Genomic DNA, 15350 nt, shown 5'->3' on the forward strand with positions numbered 1-15350 from the left:
GGCTCACCCCCAAGCTCCCTGCGAGACCGTGAATTCGAGCCACAGGGGATAGTGGTCGCTGATCCGCCACGACATCTGGGAACGGTCTAGCCCTGACCCGGTGAGCACGTGCGGCACGAAGTCGACGTTGCCGCCGACCTGGCCGAAGGTGATGCCCTCAAGGCGGGTCTCGGTCGTGCCGTCCGGCCGGGTGGGGGTGAACCAGGAGATCTGGTCGTAGGAGTGGCGGTCGCGGTCGTCGTCGAAGATGGTCCGGCTCACATCGTGCAACACCGCGGGCGGGTAGAGCCCGGTCGCGAAGAACTCCTGCCACAGGGGGTCCTCGTGCCGGTCGATGTTGAAGTCGCCGAGCACCATGAGGTTACGGTTCCAGTCCTTGGGGCGATCTGCCCACGACCTCATCCACCGGGCAAAGGCGGCAAGCTCCGGCAACCGGTCGGCGGGCCGCAGGCCCCACAGCACGTGGACCGTGGTGAGGATGAACTCGACCTCGTTCCGCACGAATCCGGCCGCATAGGGAGTGCGGGCAAACTGGTCGACGTTGTTCTGGGCCTGCGGGGGTAGGACGATCTCACCGACCAGGCCCGAGGGCTGGACGCGCCTCGAGTCGTAGACATACGCCAGTCGCTCACTGTTGCCCTTGTCGCCCTCGGTGACGTCGGAGGCGATGACCCTGTAGTCCGGTCCCAGCAACGACAGGATCGCGAACAGCGCACTGGTCTCCCGTCTCGTCTCCTGGATAGCGGTGACGTCGAAGCGGGCCAGGACCCGGGCGATGCAGGCCATCGAGTGCCAGTCTCGCTTGGGGCTGTCCGTCGTGCGGGACGTCCATCGATCGGTGTAGCCGCCCAGAGCGCGCACATTCCAGGTGCCGATGAGCAGGTTGGTGGCGGACTTGAGCGGCACCACCCGGTCCAACTCCGCGTCCAGTCCCGCCAGGTCAGCCTCGACCTCGGTCGGCATCGGCCCCGGCGGAGTATGGGTGGACTCGCCACCTGTCCTCGACGGCATGTGCCCCAGCATGGCAGAGCCGCGAGCTACCTACCGCTCATCGTGAGGCTCGACTCAGGTGAGGCGCGCTGCCTTACGGGCGGCGGCCTCCAGCCAGCCGATGAGGGCTGCGTCCGCGTCCAGCGCCGTCGCCTCCACTCGGATCCACCCTGCGCCCATCGAGCGACCCGCACCCATCTCCGCGCGGGACGCCTCTGGGTGCCGCAGCAGCCGAGCGTCTTCGGCTGGGTCGACGCGGACGAGAAGGCTGCCGTCCTTGTGCGCGGCGACCGCCATTGCGCCGTCGACCATGAGGGAGAGCACACCAAACATCCGCACCTCGCGCAGGTCCCGATCTGGCAGAAACGTGCGGATCCGGTCCATCAGTGCGCGCGCCGGGTCGACCGAGGTTGAGGTCATGCCGGCTGCTGGTGTTGCGGGAGGTAGCCGAGGCGATCGAAGGCGAGACGGATCTCGACGATCTGTCCCTCTCGCACGGTGAACAACTCACTCGCGAGGGTCGTCTTCGCTACCTCGGTCTGCGGGAAGTACCACAGCGCGACCCGATCGCCGTCCGCCATTCGACTGTGCTCAGGTGTCCCCGTCAGCATCGGCACGAAGCCGGCCAGATAATCACGCCAGTCGGTTTTCGTGGTGACGCTCTCGTCGGGGGCGAAGCAGCGAACGTCTTCCGAGACGTAGGTCAGTGCCTGCTCGACGTCACCGCTGGTCCACGCTTGGTGATAAGCGTCCACGGTTGAGTTGGCATCGTCATCCAGGTTCGGCATGGCGGCTCCTTCGGATCGTTGGTGTTCAGCGTCGGGTGTCCAGGTGTCGGGCGGGAGCTGCTCGCCAGCAACGGCTCGGGTGAGCCGGGGCAGGAAGTGGTTCCATCCCGCTATGTGGCCAGGAACGTCCCCCTCCGGCAGACCGGCGTGGACGACCTCGACCCGAGTGCCGGTGCTGATCGGCGTCAGCTCGAAGGTCACCGTCGACGAACCTGGCGGCAAGGCCTCGTTGCCGGCAAAGCCCCAGGAGACGGTCACCCGGCGGGGCGGATCAACCTCGAGAAACACTCCTCGAGCCGGGTAGCCGGCGATGTCGACCGCGAACTGGCCGCCGGGCACCGGGTCCAGGGATGCCCACTGCCCCATCCACGAGGTCATCCCGGCGTCGGTCACCAAAAAGTCGAACACGTGATGCGGGGGCGCCTCGATCTCGATCGACGTCCGGTGCTCAGCCATCACTGGTCCGAGCCGACGACTCCACTGCCTGCTTGAGCGCGCTCAGTCGCTCCGGCCAGAAGTCGTCGAAGAACCCTTTCCCGACAGCCAGGCCTTCCGCTCGCACGGCGAACAGATGACGAGTGCCGGACCGCGAGCCGGTCACCAGCCCAGCGGCCCGCAGCACTTTGAGGTGGTGCGACACGATCTGCTGCGACAACCCGAGCGCGGCCGCGATCTCGCCGACCGCGCGGGGCTGCTGGCGGACCGAGGACAGGATGGCGCGACGGTGCGGCTCGGCTAAGGCTCGAAACGTTCGATCTAGGTCCGCTGCGACCTCGGTCATCTTTGGCTCCTCACGCCCGTAACCTACCACCAATGGCCATTTGTATAGTCCCGATGGCAGGACCGACCGTCCGGAGTGGCAGGAGCGACCGCCCGGTCAGCTGATGAGATCGCGCGCGAGCGCCGCTGGGAGGTAGTCGTAGCGGGCGAAGGCCCGGGTGAAGGACCCGGTGCCCCGGCCCACGGAGCGCAGGTCGATCGGGTAGCGCGACAGCTCGTGCTGAGGCACGTCCGCAGTGACCATCGTGTAGCCCTCCAGGTCGGCGGGCTGGGTGGACTGCACCTGGGCACGCCGACCGCGCAGGTCCGCCAGGAGCGTCCCGACATGGTCATCCCCGACGGTGACCTCCACCGTGTCTACCGGCTCCAACAAGGACACCGTCGACTCGTTGGCAGCCTCACGCATGGCCAGTGCGGCGGCGTTCTGGAAGGCCAGATCTGAGGAATCGACCGAGTGCGCCTTGCCGTCGAGCAGGGTGACGCGCACGTCGACGCATGGATAACCGGCGAGCACACCGGCCTGCAGTTGGCTGCGCGCTCCTCGCTCCACGGACGGGATGTACTGTCGCGGCACCGCCCCCCCGACCACCTTGTCCACGAACTCGAAGCCGGCACCGCGCGGGAGTGGCTCGATCTCCAGGTTGACCACGGCATACTGCCCGTGGCCACCGGACTGCTTGACCAAGCGCCCCTGGGCCTGCACCCGCCGCACGAAGGTCTCCCGCAGCGAGGTCCTGACCTCCTCGGTGGTGACCTCGACATGGTGCTGGCCGCCCAGCCGGGCGAGCACCTCGTCGACGTGCGCGGGCCCGATCGTCCACAGCACGAGCTGGTGCGTCTCGGCGTTGCGCTCCAGCCGCAGGGTCAGGTCCTCGGCGAGCAGGCGTTGCAGGCTGGTGGCGAGCTTGTCCTCATCCTTCTTCGCCGCGGCCGCGATGGCAACGGGCAGCAGCGGCTCAGGCAGGAGCCAGGGCTCCACGACAGCAGGCGCCGCCGCGGTCGAGATGGTGTCGGCGGTCTGGGCGGTGACCAGCTTGGAGACGAGCACGATCTCGCCGGCGATCGCCGAGCTGCGGGTCAGGACACCACCGGGCACCGGCGACGTGATTTGACCGAGCCGCTCGTCCTCGTCGTCGTGGCCGGGGTGGCCCTCCACCTCACGTCCGTAGACCCACTCGAGGTGACCGCTGACGTGCAGCCGGTCATCGGCGTGCAGCGTGCCGGAGAAGATCCGGACCAGTGAGAGGCGCCCGACATAGGGATCGGTGGTGGTGCGGATGACCTGTGCGACCAACGGCCCGTCCGGATCAGCGCAGAGTCCGCCGAAGTCGCCGCCGGAGGTCGTCATCACCTGCGGCAGCCACGCCACCTCGGGTGAGGGGAAGGCGTCGACGATCAGGTCCAGCAGCGCAGGGACGCCGACTCCCGTCGGTGGATTGACGGGCACGATCGGGAAAAAGCGGGCCGTGGCGGTGGCCTTGGACAGGTCAGCCCGCAACCCCTCCGGCTCCAGCTCCTCACCGGAGAGATAGCGGTCCAGCAGCGACTCGTCCTCGGACTGCTCGATGATCGACTCGATGAGGGTGCCGCGGGCCTCCGCCAGCTCCTCCTTCTCTTCCTTCGCCAGGGGTATGACGCCGCCCGTCGCGTCGGTCCGGCTCTGCTCCAGCAGGTCGATCACCCCGGCGAGCTCTACTGGATCGCCCTCGAGCACGGGAAGCGCCAGCGGCACTGCCGCACCGAAGACCCGGCGACAGTCAGCCACCACGCTGTCCCAGTCGGCGCGCGCCAACTCCAGCTGGGTCACCGCGATCGCCCTCGGCACCCCCACCGCCTCGCACTCGCGCCACAGCATCCTGGTCGCCTCGTCGATCCCGCTGCCGGCTGCGACCACGAAGAGCACGGCATCGGCAGCCCTCAGCCCTGCGCGCACGTCCCCCACGAAGTCGGGTCGTCCGGGGCTGTCCACCAGCGTGACGACCGTCCCCGTCGGCTGGTGCACGGCGCTGGCCACCCCCAGTCCGGTCGAGGCCCCCTCCGCCTCCTTGACGTGTCCGAGCGTCCCGGAGGTGATCTGCTCCAGCAATGCGCTCTTACCCGTCCCCTGGGGTCCGACCAGGACCACGCTGCGAATCTGGGCGGGAGACGACGGGGAAGCAAATGACGCGCCGCTGCGGTTCATGCTCTCAACCTATCCCTGCGCGCTCAGGGTGGATCAGGGGCTAGGTGGGCCGGCGCCGGCAACGTGGGCGGCGCCCGGCGGGTCAGCCTAAGCGGTGTCGGAACCCTCGGCGAGAAGGTCACGGGCGATGTCGCGCAGCCGGTCGTAGAGCCTGGCCACATCGGCCAGCTCGTCCGCGGAGAGCCGCTCGAAGACGACCGCCTTGGCCTCCTGTGCCGGGACCTCGAGCTCGGCCAGCATGTGCTCGGCGGCGGCAGTCACGCGCAGGAGCACCCGACGGCGATCCTGCGGGTCGGGCCTGCGCTCCACCCAGTCCTTGCACGCCACCCGGTCGATGATCCCGCTGATGGTCGGCGTGGACACCCCGAGAAGGTCGGCCAACGCCTGCCCGGTGGAGTCAGGCGCGGACCGCAGGATCGCGAGCACCTGCAGCTGCCGGATGGTCAGGTCGGTCGGGATGGGCAGGGGCGGGGCAAGGCGCATGGCGATCGTGTGCAGCTCTGCCTCGGCCGCGGCAATCTGCGCGCACAGCAGCGAGACATCAGGCCGCGCGACCATCGTTACCGCACCTCCGAGTTCCATTTGGGTCAGGCTAACTATTGGCTTTACCATAACTATCATGTCACGCCTCACGTTGTTCAGCGTCCGCAACCGCGCGCTCATCGCCCTGGTTACGCTGTTCAGCGTCCTGGCGGGACTATGGTCCGCCGGCGCCCTTCCGCGCGAGCTGTTTCCGTCGCTGCAGTTCCCCGTGCTGGTCGTGGCCACCCCCGCCCAGGGCTCGAGCGCCTCCGTCGTCGAGGAGCAGGTGACCAAGCCGGTCGAGGTCGCCGCCCAAGGCTTGCCCAACGTGGTCGAGGTGTCCTCGACCAGCGCCGACGGCTTCTCCTCGGTCATCATCGAGCTGGACTACGGCACCGATATGGGCTCGGCCCAGACCGACCTGCAGCGCGCGGTGCTCGCGCTGCCCAACCTGCCCGAGAGCGCCACCCCGCAGATCTTCGCCGGCAACCTCGACGACTTCCCGATCATCCAGCTCGCCGCCTCCGGCGGGGACGGCGTGGACAGCGTCGACCTCGTCGACCGCCTCCAGCGGGTGGTCATCCCGGACATCGAGGACCTCGACGGTGTGCGCGCGGTGACCCTGTCCGGCGTCGCCGACCGCGTCATCACCGTTGACCTGGACGAGGAAAAGGCAAAGGAGCAGGGCGTCAACGCCGCGATCGTCGGGCAGGTCCTGCAGACCAACGGCGTGGTGATGCCCGGTGGCCGGGTGCTGGACGGAGCGACCGAGCTGCCGGTCCAGGTCGGCTCCCGGCTGACCTCGGCGCAGGAGATCGCCGCCCTGCCCCTGCTCACGCCGCAGGTGGTGGGTAGGCAGCAGGCCGCCGCGCAGGCCGCAGCCACCGCAGAGGCCGCAGCAGCAGCCGCGACGGAGGCAGGAGCGATCCCCGACCAGGACGGCGCGAGCGCTGCCGCCGCTGGCGAGGTGGAGATCCCCACTCTTGGCGACGTCGCGAAGGTGAGCCTGGAGGAGCGCCCGGCGACGGCATACACGCGGACCAACGGCGAGCCCAGCGTCGGTCTGGCGATCACCAAGACCCCCGATGGCAACGCCGTCGACATCAGCCACCAGCTCGCGGACATGGACGCCGACATCAGCACCGCGCTGGACGGCGGCGAGCTCGTCACCATCTACGACGGCGCCCCCTTCATCGAGAAATCGATCGAGGACCTGGCGACGGAGGGACTGCTCGGGCTCGGCTTCGCCGTCCTGGTCGTCCTGGTCTTCCTCCTGTCCGTGCGCCTGACCCTGGTCACCGCACTGTCTATCCCGCTGTCGCTGCTCATCGCGCTGATCGGGCTCAAGGTCCTCGGCTACAGCCTCAACATCCTGACCCTGGGCGCGCTGACCATCGCGATCGGCCGCGTGGTCGACGACTCCATCGTGGTGATCGAGAACATCAAGCGGCACATCGGCATGGGCCAGGATCGCCTCACCGCGGTGGTCGAGGCCACCCGCGAGGTCGCTGGCGCGATCACCTCGGCGACGGTGGCTACGGTGGCGGTCTTCCTACCGCTTGGCTTCGTCGAAGGTCAGGTCGGCGAGCTGTTCAAGCCGTTCGCCGTGACGGTTTCTCTGGCGATGCTGGCCTCGCTGCTCGTCGCGCTGACGATCGTGCCGGTGCTGGGCTTCTGGCTCCTGGCCGGGGGACACGGGGCCCGTCGCGGGCGCCACGACGGCGAAACCGCCGAGCATGCCGACCGGCCCGACGTGCTCCAGCGCGCCTACCTGCCCGTGTTGCGCGGCGTCCTGGCCCACCCGTGGGTGACGCTGCTGCTCGCCGCGATCGTCCTGGGTGGGACCGGTTGGTCGGCGACCCTGCTCAAGACCCAGTTCATCGGCAGCTCGGGCGAGAACACCTTGCAGGCCACCCTGAGCATGCCCACCGGCACCACCCTGGACCAGACCGATTCCCAGGCCGGTCAGATCGAGACCTGGCTGGCCGGGCGCGACGACGTCACCTCCTACCAGGTCACGGTCGGCTCCCCCGGTGGGATCGAATCCGTCTTCCTGGGCAGCGGCGCCAACACGGCGACGGTGGCGCTGACCCTGGACGAGGGCATCGCCGGGGAGGAGTTCGCCAAGGAGCTGACCACCCAGATCCAGCGCGACCTGCCCAAGGGCGCGACCGTGGTGGCTCAGGCCGGGCAGCAGATGGGCCCCAGCGGCCTGGAGGTGCGCGTGCAGTCCCAGGACCCGCAGGCTCTGCGGGCGACCGCCAAGGACGTCACTGACCTGATGATGGAGTCCGGGGCCGCCGATGTCACCAACAACCTGACGGACACGATCCCGGCCCTGCGAGTCAGCGTCGACCGCGAGGCCGCGGCCGCAGCGGGCCTGACCGAGGCAGCGCTCGGGCAGGTCGTGCAGGCTGCCACCGACGGCACCACCGTGGGTCGGATCGAGCTGGACAACCAGCGCGTCGACGTGGTGGTGAAGGCGGGCGAGGCCGGTGAGCTGGACAAGCTCAAGAAGCTCCAGGTCGCGACCGACGCGGCCGGGGACCCGGTCACGCTGGACGACGTGGCCGACCTGGCGACCGTGGACGAAGCCGTGAGCATCACCCGCATCGACGGGCTGCGCGCGGCCACCGTCACCGGCAAATCCACCGGTGACGACCTCGGCGCGGTGAGCGCCGACCTGCAGCAGCGGCTGGACGGCCTCGACGTGCCCGCCGGCGTGCAGGTGGAGCTGGGCGGAGTCAGCGCCGACCAGGCCAAGGCCTTCAGCGCGCTCGGTCTGGCGCTGCTGGCGGCGATCGCCATCGTCTATCTGGTGATGGTGGCGACCTTCAACAGCCTGCTTCAGCCGTTGATCCTGCTGGTGTCGGTCCCCTTCGCCGCCACCGGATCGATCGGCCTGCTGCTGGCGACCGACACCCCGCTGGACATCTCCTCCATGATCGGCATGCTCATGCTCATCGGCATCGTCGTGACCAACGCGATCGTGCTCATCGACCTCGTCAACCAGTATCGCGCCAGGGGCATGGACCGCACCACCGCCGTCGTCGAGGGCAGCCGGCACCGGCTGCGACCGATCTTGATGACTGCCCTGGCCACGGTCCTGGCGTTGACACCGATGGCGCTCGCGGTGACCGGCGGTGGCGCCTTCATCAGCCAACCGTTGGCCATCGTGGTGATCGGTGGCCTGATCAGCTCGACGTTGCTGACGCTGATCCTCGTGCCGGTGCTCTACGAGCTCGTCGAGCGCGGAGCCGCCCGGTTGGGCCGCTCTATCTCCACGCCGGCGGCTACGTCGTCGTCTGCGTCGACGGCCAAGTCCATGTCCACGCCCACGTCCCCGGCCGACGCCGCTTCGGGCGTCAATCCCTGAGCCGGGGGCTTCGCGGTGGCACGGCGCCCGGAGCACCCCAACGCCAGAGCGCGTAGACCTGCCGTGGGCGACCACCCGCGATCGAGACGTGGGTATGCAGCGCTTCAGCGGTGCGCGGGTCGTCGATCAGCTCGCTGAGCGGATGCGCTGACCATCCGGCGCGCTGCCCTGCCAGCCAGGTGGCCAGCAGCCGCTCCCCCAGGGGGCCCAGCTGCTCCAGCTCCAGGCCGGGCTCGGCACAGAGCGCGACGACCGTGCCGCGGGGACGCACCGCGCTGACCGCAGCGACGACCCTGTCCAGCCTGCTGGCGCCCAGCAGCCGGCGCAGGTGGGGCGAGCCGGTGAGGAGCTGCAGCCCCGCGGCCTGCGGAGGCGACAACCCCAACACCTCCGCACTGAGCCCGTCGAGGTCATGCCGCGCATCTTTCGGAGTGAGCCTGAGCCAGGAGCCCAGCTCCTCCGCGGCCGGCCCAGTCAGGGTTCGCGCGGTCGCCGCAGGCAGGAGCCGCTCGATGAGATCATCGGGCAGGCGGGCCAGCTCGATCCCAGCCTCGGCGGCCAGGTCCTGCACGTCCTCGTCCCCGGGTTGGCGCAGGAACGCCGCGCGGGAGGTGCGCCGCGACTGCAGCTCGGCCACCGTCCAGCCCTGGGCAGGATTCGGTGCATCCCCGCTGGGGGAAAACTCCCGAAGGTGGACCACGGCCGCCTCGTGCCGGCCCTCGTCCACCGCCCAGGACACGTCCGCGGAGAGCCCGAGGTCACGAGCCACCACCTTCAGCGCCAGCGTGAGCGCCCCCAGGGAGAGCATCAGGTCGCGCCGGGTCGGGTCCCCCACCCTCAGCTCGCGGTCAGCGTGCCAGCCGAGGGCCAGGGTCCGCTCGTCCACCGGTCGGAGCCGCCACGGCTGGGTGTTGTGCGCGCTCGGGGCGCGGCCCCAGTCAGCGCCACGAGCCAGCAACCGCGTGGTTGCAGGGGCATCGCTGCCTTCGCTCAAATCATCTCGCGCCGCGAGCACGAGGTTTCCTTCCTCGTCGTCGTCGTCGTCCGCCAGCCCGACCGGCCGCGTGTAGAAGCACGTTTCGTGCAGCGGCTCTCCCCCCATCGCGACGAACTGCGACTGCGAGCCGGAGTTGTCATCCTCGATGAAGGTCACGGACAGGTTCCGATAACCACCCGCGCGCAGGCCCACGAGGAGCTCATGGGAGAGCCGACGCATCAACCCCAGGCCCCTAGCATCTGGCACCGTGCCCTTGATGATGAGCACGGCGTCGCGGCGGTAGCGCCCCCTGGTTGCCATCAGAGCCACCAGGTCCACCGGCGACATCCGCCCACGACGCGAGCGCACGAAGCCCGTCAGGTCCGGCACCACGAGCACGAACGCGACCGGCTCGCCGTCGCGTTCCAGCCAGAGCAGCAGCCGTTCGTCCAGCAGGTGGGCCAGCCCGTCGGTCGCCGCCTCGAGCTCGTCCGCCTCGATCGGGGTGTAATAGCCCAACTCAGCGAAGGAGGCATTGAGCATCCGGCGCAGGATCGGGAGCTGCTCGGCCAGGTGGCGCCGGTTGCCGCGTCGGACGATCAGAGCATCGTCCGAGGGCTGGAGCGGGAAGACGCTGTCCGGATCCAGTCGCGCGACGTCCTCGCATCGCCAGGTCGCTCCGGTCCAGGTGCGCTCGAACCCGAGCGCTTCCCAGTCGGCGGGGTAGTGCTCAGGGTTCCACGGCCCGTCCAGGAAGCCCGGCTTGTCGAAACCTGAGGTGATCACGCCGCCGACCTGGTTGGGCAGCAACGACACCGGCCCCAGGAGACGGGTGCACCCGCGGGATCGAGCCTGGCGCACGGCATACCCCACCATCGCCGCCAGCGCCTCCCGGTCGGCAAACTCGGTCGCCCCCAGCAGCAGCGTCGCCTCCCCCAGCTTGGCATCCAGGCGCGCGTCGGTATGCAGCGTCGTGCGGCCGCGGACCGCTCCGGTGTGGTCCCGGACCAGGTAGAGCTCGACCGGCCCGTGCCTGCGGTGCGGCCCCTTGCCGGACCACCACAGCCGGATCGAGCTGTGCCACAACGGCACACCGTGACTGGCGACACGCGGATCCCAGTCCGGCAGGCGCAGGAAGGCCCGCAGATCCGCACGGGTGCGGACCCGACGGACCTGCATCACCCGGCCTCCGAGGCCGCGTCACCGGGGCCACCGGCCACCCTCGGTGGCTGTCCCTCGCCGGGCAACCGCGAGAAGTGCTCGATGTGGGTCATCTCGCTGCTCTCCACCCTCCAGGAACCGTTGCTGTAGCCCGTCGGGTGGGCGACATGCAGCTGGGCGCTGACCGCGACCCCGGCCTGTTCGAGCGCAGCGAGCAACGACTGCGCCTGGGCGGACTCGTTGAAGAAGGCGACCACCCCGGTCGGGCGGGGCCCGGGACGCAGCCACTCACGGCGCACCAGCCCGGGCGCCGAGCGCAGCTGTCTGCGGACCTGCAGGAGCCAGCGCGGGGAGGCCGCGACGTGGTAGTCCCCGCCCTGCGGCATCAGCGTCAGCATCGCTTCTGCCTGGGCCAGCGCCGGGGCGGCGGAAAAGTCACGCGTGCGCATCCGGCTCCTCCTCCTCGGGCTGCTGGTCCCCGGCGGCGGCAGCGTCACCGGCCGGCAGGTCGTAGAGGCGGATGTAGCCGGCGGTGGCGTGCTTGGTGCCGTCGGTGACCCACTGCATCAGGCCACGGTGGATGTCGCTGCGCGCGAAGGTCAGCAGATCCTCCCGCGTGGCGAAGTAGCCGATCGTGCCGAGGGCAAACGGCGGATCCCAGTAGACCTGGTGGTGCAGGTAGCCAGGCATCTCTTGCAGCCCTCGGATCATCGCGCTCCACCGCTTGCTCAGGCGCAGCCAGGCCAACGGGGAGTTGTAACTGGTGGCACCGACGAAGATCGCGCCCGCCTGCTGCTGCTGTGCACTGGTCGCCATCAGCTGCTCCGCCCGTCTCGACTCAGGTAGACCCGTTTGAGCTTGTCGGGCTGGCCGGCGAAGGGCCCGGTGCCCTCAGCGTGGACCCGCACGTCGATGTCGTCGCTGCGATCGCTCTCCTCCAGCGACTGGGCGAAGTCGCGGCTGGTGCGGGCCAGGTAGGCGACCACTCCCGTGCGCACGTCGGCTGCCAGCTGATCCCTTTCGGCGTCCGCCAGCGCCACCTCTGGCCGCAGCTCGACGTGGATGGTCGGTGTCTGGCTGGTGGCGTCGCCGTCACGGTCTTCCAGGGTCAGCGTGAAGGAGGCGATCTGGGCGGCTCGGCGCTCGTCGGTGTACAGACCGTTCTCGACGTCCTGGGGATAGATGTTGGCACCCATGAAGGAGATCGTGGAGTCGGCGCGGCCGAAAAGCAGCAGGAGCGGAAGCTTCATACCTTGCTTGTGGAACGCCTCCCGCGCCGGCAGCTGCCACTCCGGGTTGGCGCGCAGCACCGCGGCCAGGTCGTGCCAGTCCATCAACCGTGCCTCGTCGCCGATGTTGTAGCGCAGCTTGGGCGAGAGCACCGACGTCGAGGTGAGCGTGCACAGCAGCTCACCCTCGGGCGTGGTCTCCAGGTAGGTCTCCAGCGGGTTGTACTGAAAGATCATCGGCGTGCGGGCCTCTCCGGGCCCGAGCACCGCCTCACGCAGGTCGTGGTCGGCCAGCAGCGCGCGGCGCAGCCAGACCGTCAGGTCCGTCTCTCCGCCGATCCCGATGGTCAGGTCGGAGGCGCCGTAGCCCGAGCGCACCGTCAAGAAGCGCTCCTCGCAGTAGTCGCGCAGCGCCTCGGTCATGCCCTCTCCGCCCACCAACCCGTGCATCCGCCACGCCGGCCAGTCCCAGCCCTCCGCATCGAGGCGGTCGCGCAGGTCCTTGAGGAAAGGTGGATAGGCCGCAACCAGGTAGGTGAACTCCGGACCGAAGTGGCGCAGCGTGTCGACGATCTTGTCCAGGTCGGGGCCGGTGTTCTTTACCATCGCGATCTTGGCCATCGCGATCCCGGTGTTGGTCCCGGTCGCCCACGCGCCCATCGAGTAGGCGTTGATCACGAAGAGCCGGTCCTCCCCGCGCATCATCAGCGAGGCGAAGCCGGCGACGTTGCGGTGCACGTCCGCCAGTTCGTCGCGGCCGCGGACCCAGTTGTATGGCGTGCCCGAACTCCCGGAGGACTCGTCCACGATGGTGCCCCGCAGCTCCAGCACACCCCGCCGCGAGCGCTGCGCCTCCGTGTGCCGTTTGACGTAGGACTCCTTGTCGGTGGGCGGATAGTTGTCCAGGTCCCACCAGCGGAAGCGCCAGTCGTGCTCGGCCAGGTGCGCCCGGTAGGCGGGCACGTTGAGCGAGGCCAGCTGGCAGGTCATCCACGCATGCCAGCGGGCGAAGTCGCCCATCCACGGCTGGTAGTGCGTCGCGGTGAACCGCCACGTCGCCGGGTGGACCTTGTAGACGCTGTAGGTGCTGGACAGCGCCGACGTGCCTGCGCGCAGCGCGCCCCGCCGCGCCTGCGTGAGCGGACTGCTCGTCCAGATCCTCTGCCCGACCTCCCGGAATACCATGTCCGCACTGTAGCCAGGCGGGTCAGCGGGGCGGCCTGTCCCATCCTTCGGGCCCGGCCGAGCCAGCGGCATACTCCTCCAGCTCGACGTGGCCCGCCTCCCACTCGGCCAGCACCGGCTCCACGATCCGCCACAGCTCCTCTGCCTCGTCGCCGCGGATCGTCATAAACGGGTCGCCGTCCAGGATGGCGCCCAAAATCTCTCCGTAGGGCAGCATCCGCGGTTTGCCCAGCTCGGCCTGCAACTCCTTCTGCTCCAGCTCGAAAGGATCGCCCTCGGCGTTCATCGACAGGTCCAGCGTGACGGCGCCGGGCTTGATGTCCAGGATGAGACGGTCCGGTCTCGGGCTGTCCTTGAAGCCGCTGGGCACGTGAGCCGGCGCCTTGAAGGTGACGGTGATGCGCTTGCACGCGGTGCCGATCGCCTTACCGGACCGGAGCACGAACGGCACCCCCGCCCACCGGGCGTTGTCGAGCTGCAGGGTCAGTTGCGCGAGCGTCTCGGTCCCACGCTGGGGATCGACTCCGTCCTCGTCGACATAGTTCGGGATCTGCCGGTCACCGAGGGTCCCCGCCGTGTAGCGCGCACGCCGCGATGCGGACGCGGGGTCGTGCCCCCACGGGTGCACCGCGCGCAGCACCTGCGCCTTGAGCGAGCGGATCTCCTCGGCGTGCATCGTCGCCGGCGCCTCGAGGGAGAAGAAAGCCAGGATCTCCAACAGGTGCGACTGGATCATGTCCAGGAGCGCACCGGCCTTGTCGTAGTAGCCGGCCCGGCCCTCCAAGGCCAGCGACTCGTCATAGGTGATCTCGACCCGATCGATGTGTTCGTTGGACCAGATCGGCATGAGCAGTCGGTTGGCGAAGCGGATCCCGAGCAGGTTGAGGATGGTGTTGACGCCCAGGAAGTGATCGATCCGGTAGATGTCGTTCTCCGGCACCACCCGCAGCAGCTGCTTGTTGAGCTCGCGCGCGGAGGCTAGGTCGCTCCCGAACGGCTTCTCCAGCGCCAGCCGGGTCCCCCGAGGGACGCCGATCTTCTCCAGCAACGCGCACACCTTGACCGTCACCGACGGGGGCAGCGCGAAGTAGATGATCAGCGGCTCCGTGGTCGCTGCCAGCAGTGAGCTCAGCTGACCCTGGTCCAGGGCATCCGTCTGCACATATCTGGTGCCGTCCACCACGGGAGCGGCCAGGTCGTCCGGCAGTTGCGCCTGCGCCATCGCCCCACGGACCCTGCTGCGCCAGTCGTCGTCGCTCAGCTCGAGGCGGTCAGCTCCGACCACGGTGACCGCGCGCTGCGGCTCCTCCTTGAAAAGGGTGCCCAGCCCCGGCAGGAGAAGCCGTTGGGTGAGGTCACCGGAAGCGCCGAGGATCAGGAGGGTGGTGGGCTGGTCGGTCATGAATTCAGGGTATGCCGTGACTGCCCTGCGCGCGCGTCGTTGCCTAGCCGACCTGCATACCGACCAGGGTCCCGATGACCCAGGTGATGGCCATGGCGAGCGCTCCGCCGAGCACCACCCGGACCACCGCCGGGGTGGTGGCCGATCCACCCAGGTAGGCACTGATCACGCCGGTCAGCGCCAGCGCGAGGAGGACTGCACTCACGGTCACCACGACGTGGAAGGCGATCGGCGTGAGCAGGATCGCCGCCAGCGGGAGGATCGCGCCGAGGGTGAAGGCCACCATCGAGGCCCACGCCGCATGCCAGGGGTTGGTCAGCTCGTCAGGGTCGATCTTGAGCTCGGCCTCGGCGTGCGCGGCGAGGGCGTCGTGCGCGGTGAGCTGGGTCGCGACCTGGTGCGCAAGCTCGTCACTGATCCCCTTAGCGCGGTAGATCCCCGCCAGCTCCTCGAGCTCCTCCTCGGGGAAGTCCTCGAGCTCGCGCCGCTCCTTTTCCAGCATGGCTCGCTCGCTGTCGCGCTGGGTGCTGACGGAGACGTACTCACCCACCGCCATCGACATCGCGCCCGCGGCAAGGGTCGCCAGGCCGGCGACCAGGATCGCGGTCCGCTCCGGCGTCGCGGCCGCCACCCCGATGACCACGCCAGCGGTGGAGATGATGCCGTCGTTGGCGCCGAGGACGCCGGCCCGCAGCCAGTTGAGCCGGGAGGCGGTCGCGGAGCTGACGGGCTCGATGTGGTGCAGTTCCGTGCTCATGT

The 15350-nt window shown here is 69.3% G+C and carries 13 protein-coding genes; 1 reads left to right on the forward strand and 12 read right to left on the reverse strand.

The annotated features are described in order from the left end of the window. Positions 1 to 3: 3 nt before the first annotated feature. The 6 genes from Q4P07_RS02445 to Q4P07_RS02470 form a co-directional block, all read right to left on the reverse strand. Positions 4 to 1011: an endonuclease/exonuclease/phosphatase family protein gene (locus Q4P07_RS02445; protein WP_303373301.1), complete on the reverse strand. Its 1008-nt coding sequence runs from the start codon at positions 1009 to 1011 to the stop codon at positions 4 to 6. A gap of 54 nt (positions 1012 to 1065) precedes the next feature. After that, positions 1066 to 1410 carry a TfoX/Sxy family protein gene (locus Q4P07_RS02450; protein ID WP_303373302.1) on the reverse strand — a complete coding sequence of 115 codons (345 nt, stop codon included), beginning with the start codon at positions 1408 to 1410 and terminating at the stop codon, positions 1066 to 1068. Further along, positions 1407 to 2234: an SRPBCC domain-containing protein gene (locus Q4P07_RS02455; RefSeq protein WP_303373303.1), complete on the reverse strand. Its 828-nt coding sequence runs from the start codon at positions 2232 to 2234 to the stop codon at positions 1407 to 1409. The genes Q4P07_RS02450 and Q4P07_RS02455 overlap by 4 nt, the downstream gene beginning before the upstream one ends. Next, on the reverse strand, positions 2227 to 2559 hold the full coding sequence (locus Q4P07_RS02460; protein WP_303373304.1) for a helix-turn-helix transcriptional regulator: 333 nt from the start codon (positions 2557 to 2559) through the stop codon (positions 2227 to 2229). The genes Q4P07_RS02455 and Q4P07_RS02460 overlap by 8 nt, the downstream gene beginning before the upstream one ends. A 96-nt stretch (positions 2560 to 2655) precedes the next feature. Further along, entirely contained in the window at positions 2656 to 4740 is a 2085-nt protein-coding gene (locus Q4P07_RS02465; RefSeq protein WP_303373305.1) for an elongation factor G, read from the reverse strand. Between the two features lie 87 nt (positions 4741 to 4827). Further along, positions 4828 to 5298, reverse strand: coding sequence for a MarR family winged helix-turn-helix transcriptional regulator (locus Q4P07_RS02470; protein WP_303373306.1), 471 nt, complete (start codon positions 5296 to 5298; stop codon positions 4828 to 4830). A 61-nt stretch (positions 5299 to 5359) separates the two neighbouring features. Here Q4P07_RS02470 and Q4P07_RS02475 point away from each other — a divergent pair, with 61 nt between their 5' ends. Beyond that, positions 5360 to 8638, forward strand: a complete 3279-nt coding sequence (locus Q4P07_RS02475) for an efflux RND transporter permease subunit (RefSeq protein ID WP_303373307.1) — start codon at positions 5360 to 5362, stop codon at positions 8636 to 8638. Here the strand turns inward: Q4P07_RS02475 and Q4P07_RS02480 are convergent. Genes Q4P07_RS02480 through Q4P07_RS02505 form a run of 6 tightly spaced genes read right to left on the reverse strand, consistent with a single transcriptional unit; the run spans position 8628 to position 15348 of the window. Beyond that, entirely contained in the window at positions 8628 to 10796 is a 2169-nt protein-coding gene (locus Q4P07_RS02480; RefSeq protein ID WP_303373308.1) for a hypothetical protein, read from the reverse strand. The two genes, Q4P07_RS02475 and Q4P07_RS02480, sit on opposite strands and share 11 nt — an antisense overlap. Next, entirely contained in the window at positions 10793 to 11224 is a 432-nt protein-coding gene (locus Q4P07_RS02485; RefSeq protein WP_303373309.1) for a hypothetical protein, read from the reverse strand. The genes Q4P07_RS02480 and Q4P07_RS02485 overlap by 4 nt, the downstream gene beginning before the upstream one ends. Next, complete coding sequence (locus tag Q4P07_RS02490; RefSeq protein ID WP_303373310.1) at positions 11211 to 11591, reverse strand: hypothetical protein; 381 nt, start codon at positions 11589 to 11591, stop codon at positions 11211 to 11213. Before Q4P07_RS02490 ends, Q4P07_RS02485 begins: the two co-directional genes overlap by 14 nt. After that, complete coding sequence (locus Q4P07_RS02495; protein WP_303373311.1) at positions 11591 to 13189, reverse strand: phenylacetate--CoA ligase family protein; 1599 nt, start codon at positions 13187 to 13189, stop codon at positions 11591 to 11593. Before Q4P07_RS02495 ends, Q4P07_RS02490 begins: the two co-directional genes overlap by 1 nt. A gap of 22 nt (positions 13190 to 13211) precedes the next feature. Then, on the reverse strand, positions 13212 to 14591 hold the full coding sequence (locus Q4P07_RS02500) for a glucose-6-phosphate dehydrogenase (protein WP_303373312.1): 1380 nt from the start codon (positions 14589 to 14591) through the stop codon (positions 13212 to 13214). A gap of 43 nt (positions 14592 to 14634) precedes the next feature. Continuing rightward, on the reverse strand, positions 14635 to 15348 hold the full coding sequence (locus Q4P07_RS02505) for a VIT family protein (RefSeq protein WP_303373313.1): 714 nt from the start codon (positions 15346 to 15348) through the stop codon (positions 14635 to 14637). Between the last annotated feature and the right edge of the window lie 2 nt (positions 15349 to 15350).

Origin of the sequence: Ornithinimicrobium sp., from assembly GCF_030537745.1 — a bacterium.
Classification (GTDB): domain Bacteria; phylum Actinomycetota; class Actinomycetes; order Actinomycetales; family Dermatophilaceae; genus Ornithinicoccus.

What these genes read in the sequence shown, in the direction of transcription:
- Q4P07_RS02445 (WP_303373301.1), bottom strand. Translation starts at nt 1,011, where the DNA reads ATGCCGTCGAGGACAGGTGGCGAGTCCACCCATACTCCGCCGGGGCCG.
- Q4P07_RS02450 (WP_303373302.1), bottom strand. Translation starts at nt 1,410, where the DNA reads ATGACCTCAACCTCGGTCGACCCGGCGCGCGCACTGATGGACCGGATC.
- Q4P07_RS02455 (WP_303373303.1), bottom strand. Translation starts at nt 2,234, where the DNA reads ATGGCTGAGCACCGGACGTCGATCGAGATCGAGGCGCCCCCGCATCAC.
- Q4P07_RS02460 (WP_303373304.1), bottom strand. Translation starts at nt 2,559, where the DNA reads ATGACCGAGGTCGCAGCGGACCTAGATCGAACGTTTCGAGCCTTAGCC.
- Q4P07_RS02465 (WP_303373305.1), bottom strand. Translation starts at nt 4,740, where the DNA reads ATGAACCGCAGCGGCGCGTCATTTGCTTCCCCGTCGTCTCCCGCCCAG.
- Q4P07_RS02470 (WP_303373306.1), bottom strand. Translation starts at nt 5,298, where the DNA reads ATGGTCGCGCGGCCTGATGTCTCGCTGCTGTGCGCGCAGATTGCCGCG.
- Q4P07_RS02475 (WP_303373307.1), top strand. Translation starts at nt 5,360, where the DNA reads ATGTCACGCCTCACGTTGTTCAGCGTCCGCAACCGCGCGCTCATCGCC.
- Q4P07_RS02485 (WP_303373309.1), bottom strand. Translation starts at nt 11,224, where the DNA reads ATGCGCACGCGTGACTTTTCCGCCGCCCCGGCGCTGGCCCAGGCAGAA.
- Q4P07_RS02490 (WP_303373310.1), bottom strand. Translation starts at nt 11,591, where the DNA reads ATGGCGACCAGTGCACAGCAGCAGCAGGCGGGCGCGATCTTCGTCGGT.
- Q4P07_RS02495 (WP_303373311.1), bottom strand. Translation starts at nt 13,189, where the DNA reads ATGGTATTCCGGGAGGTCGGGCAGAGGATCTGGACGAGCAGTCCGCTC.
- Q4P07_RS02500 (WP_303373312.1), bottom strand. Translation starts at nt 14,591, where the DNA reads ATGACCGACCAGCCCACCACCCTCCTGATCCTCGGCGCTTCCGGTGAC.
- Q4P07_RS02505 (WP_303373313.1), bottom strand. Translation starts at nt 15,348, where the DNA reads ATGAGCACGGAACTGCACCACATCGAGCCCGTCAGCTCCGCGACCGCC.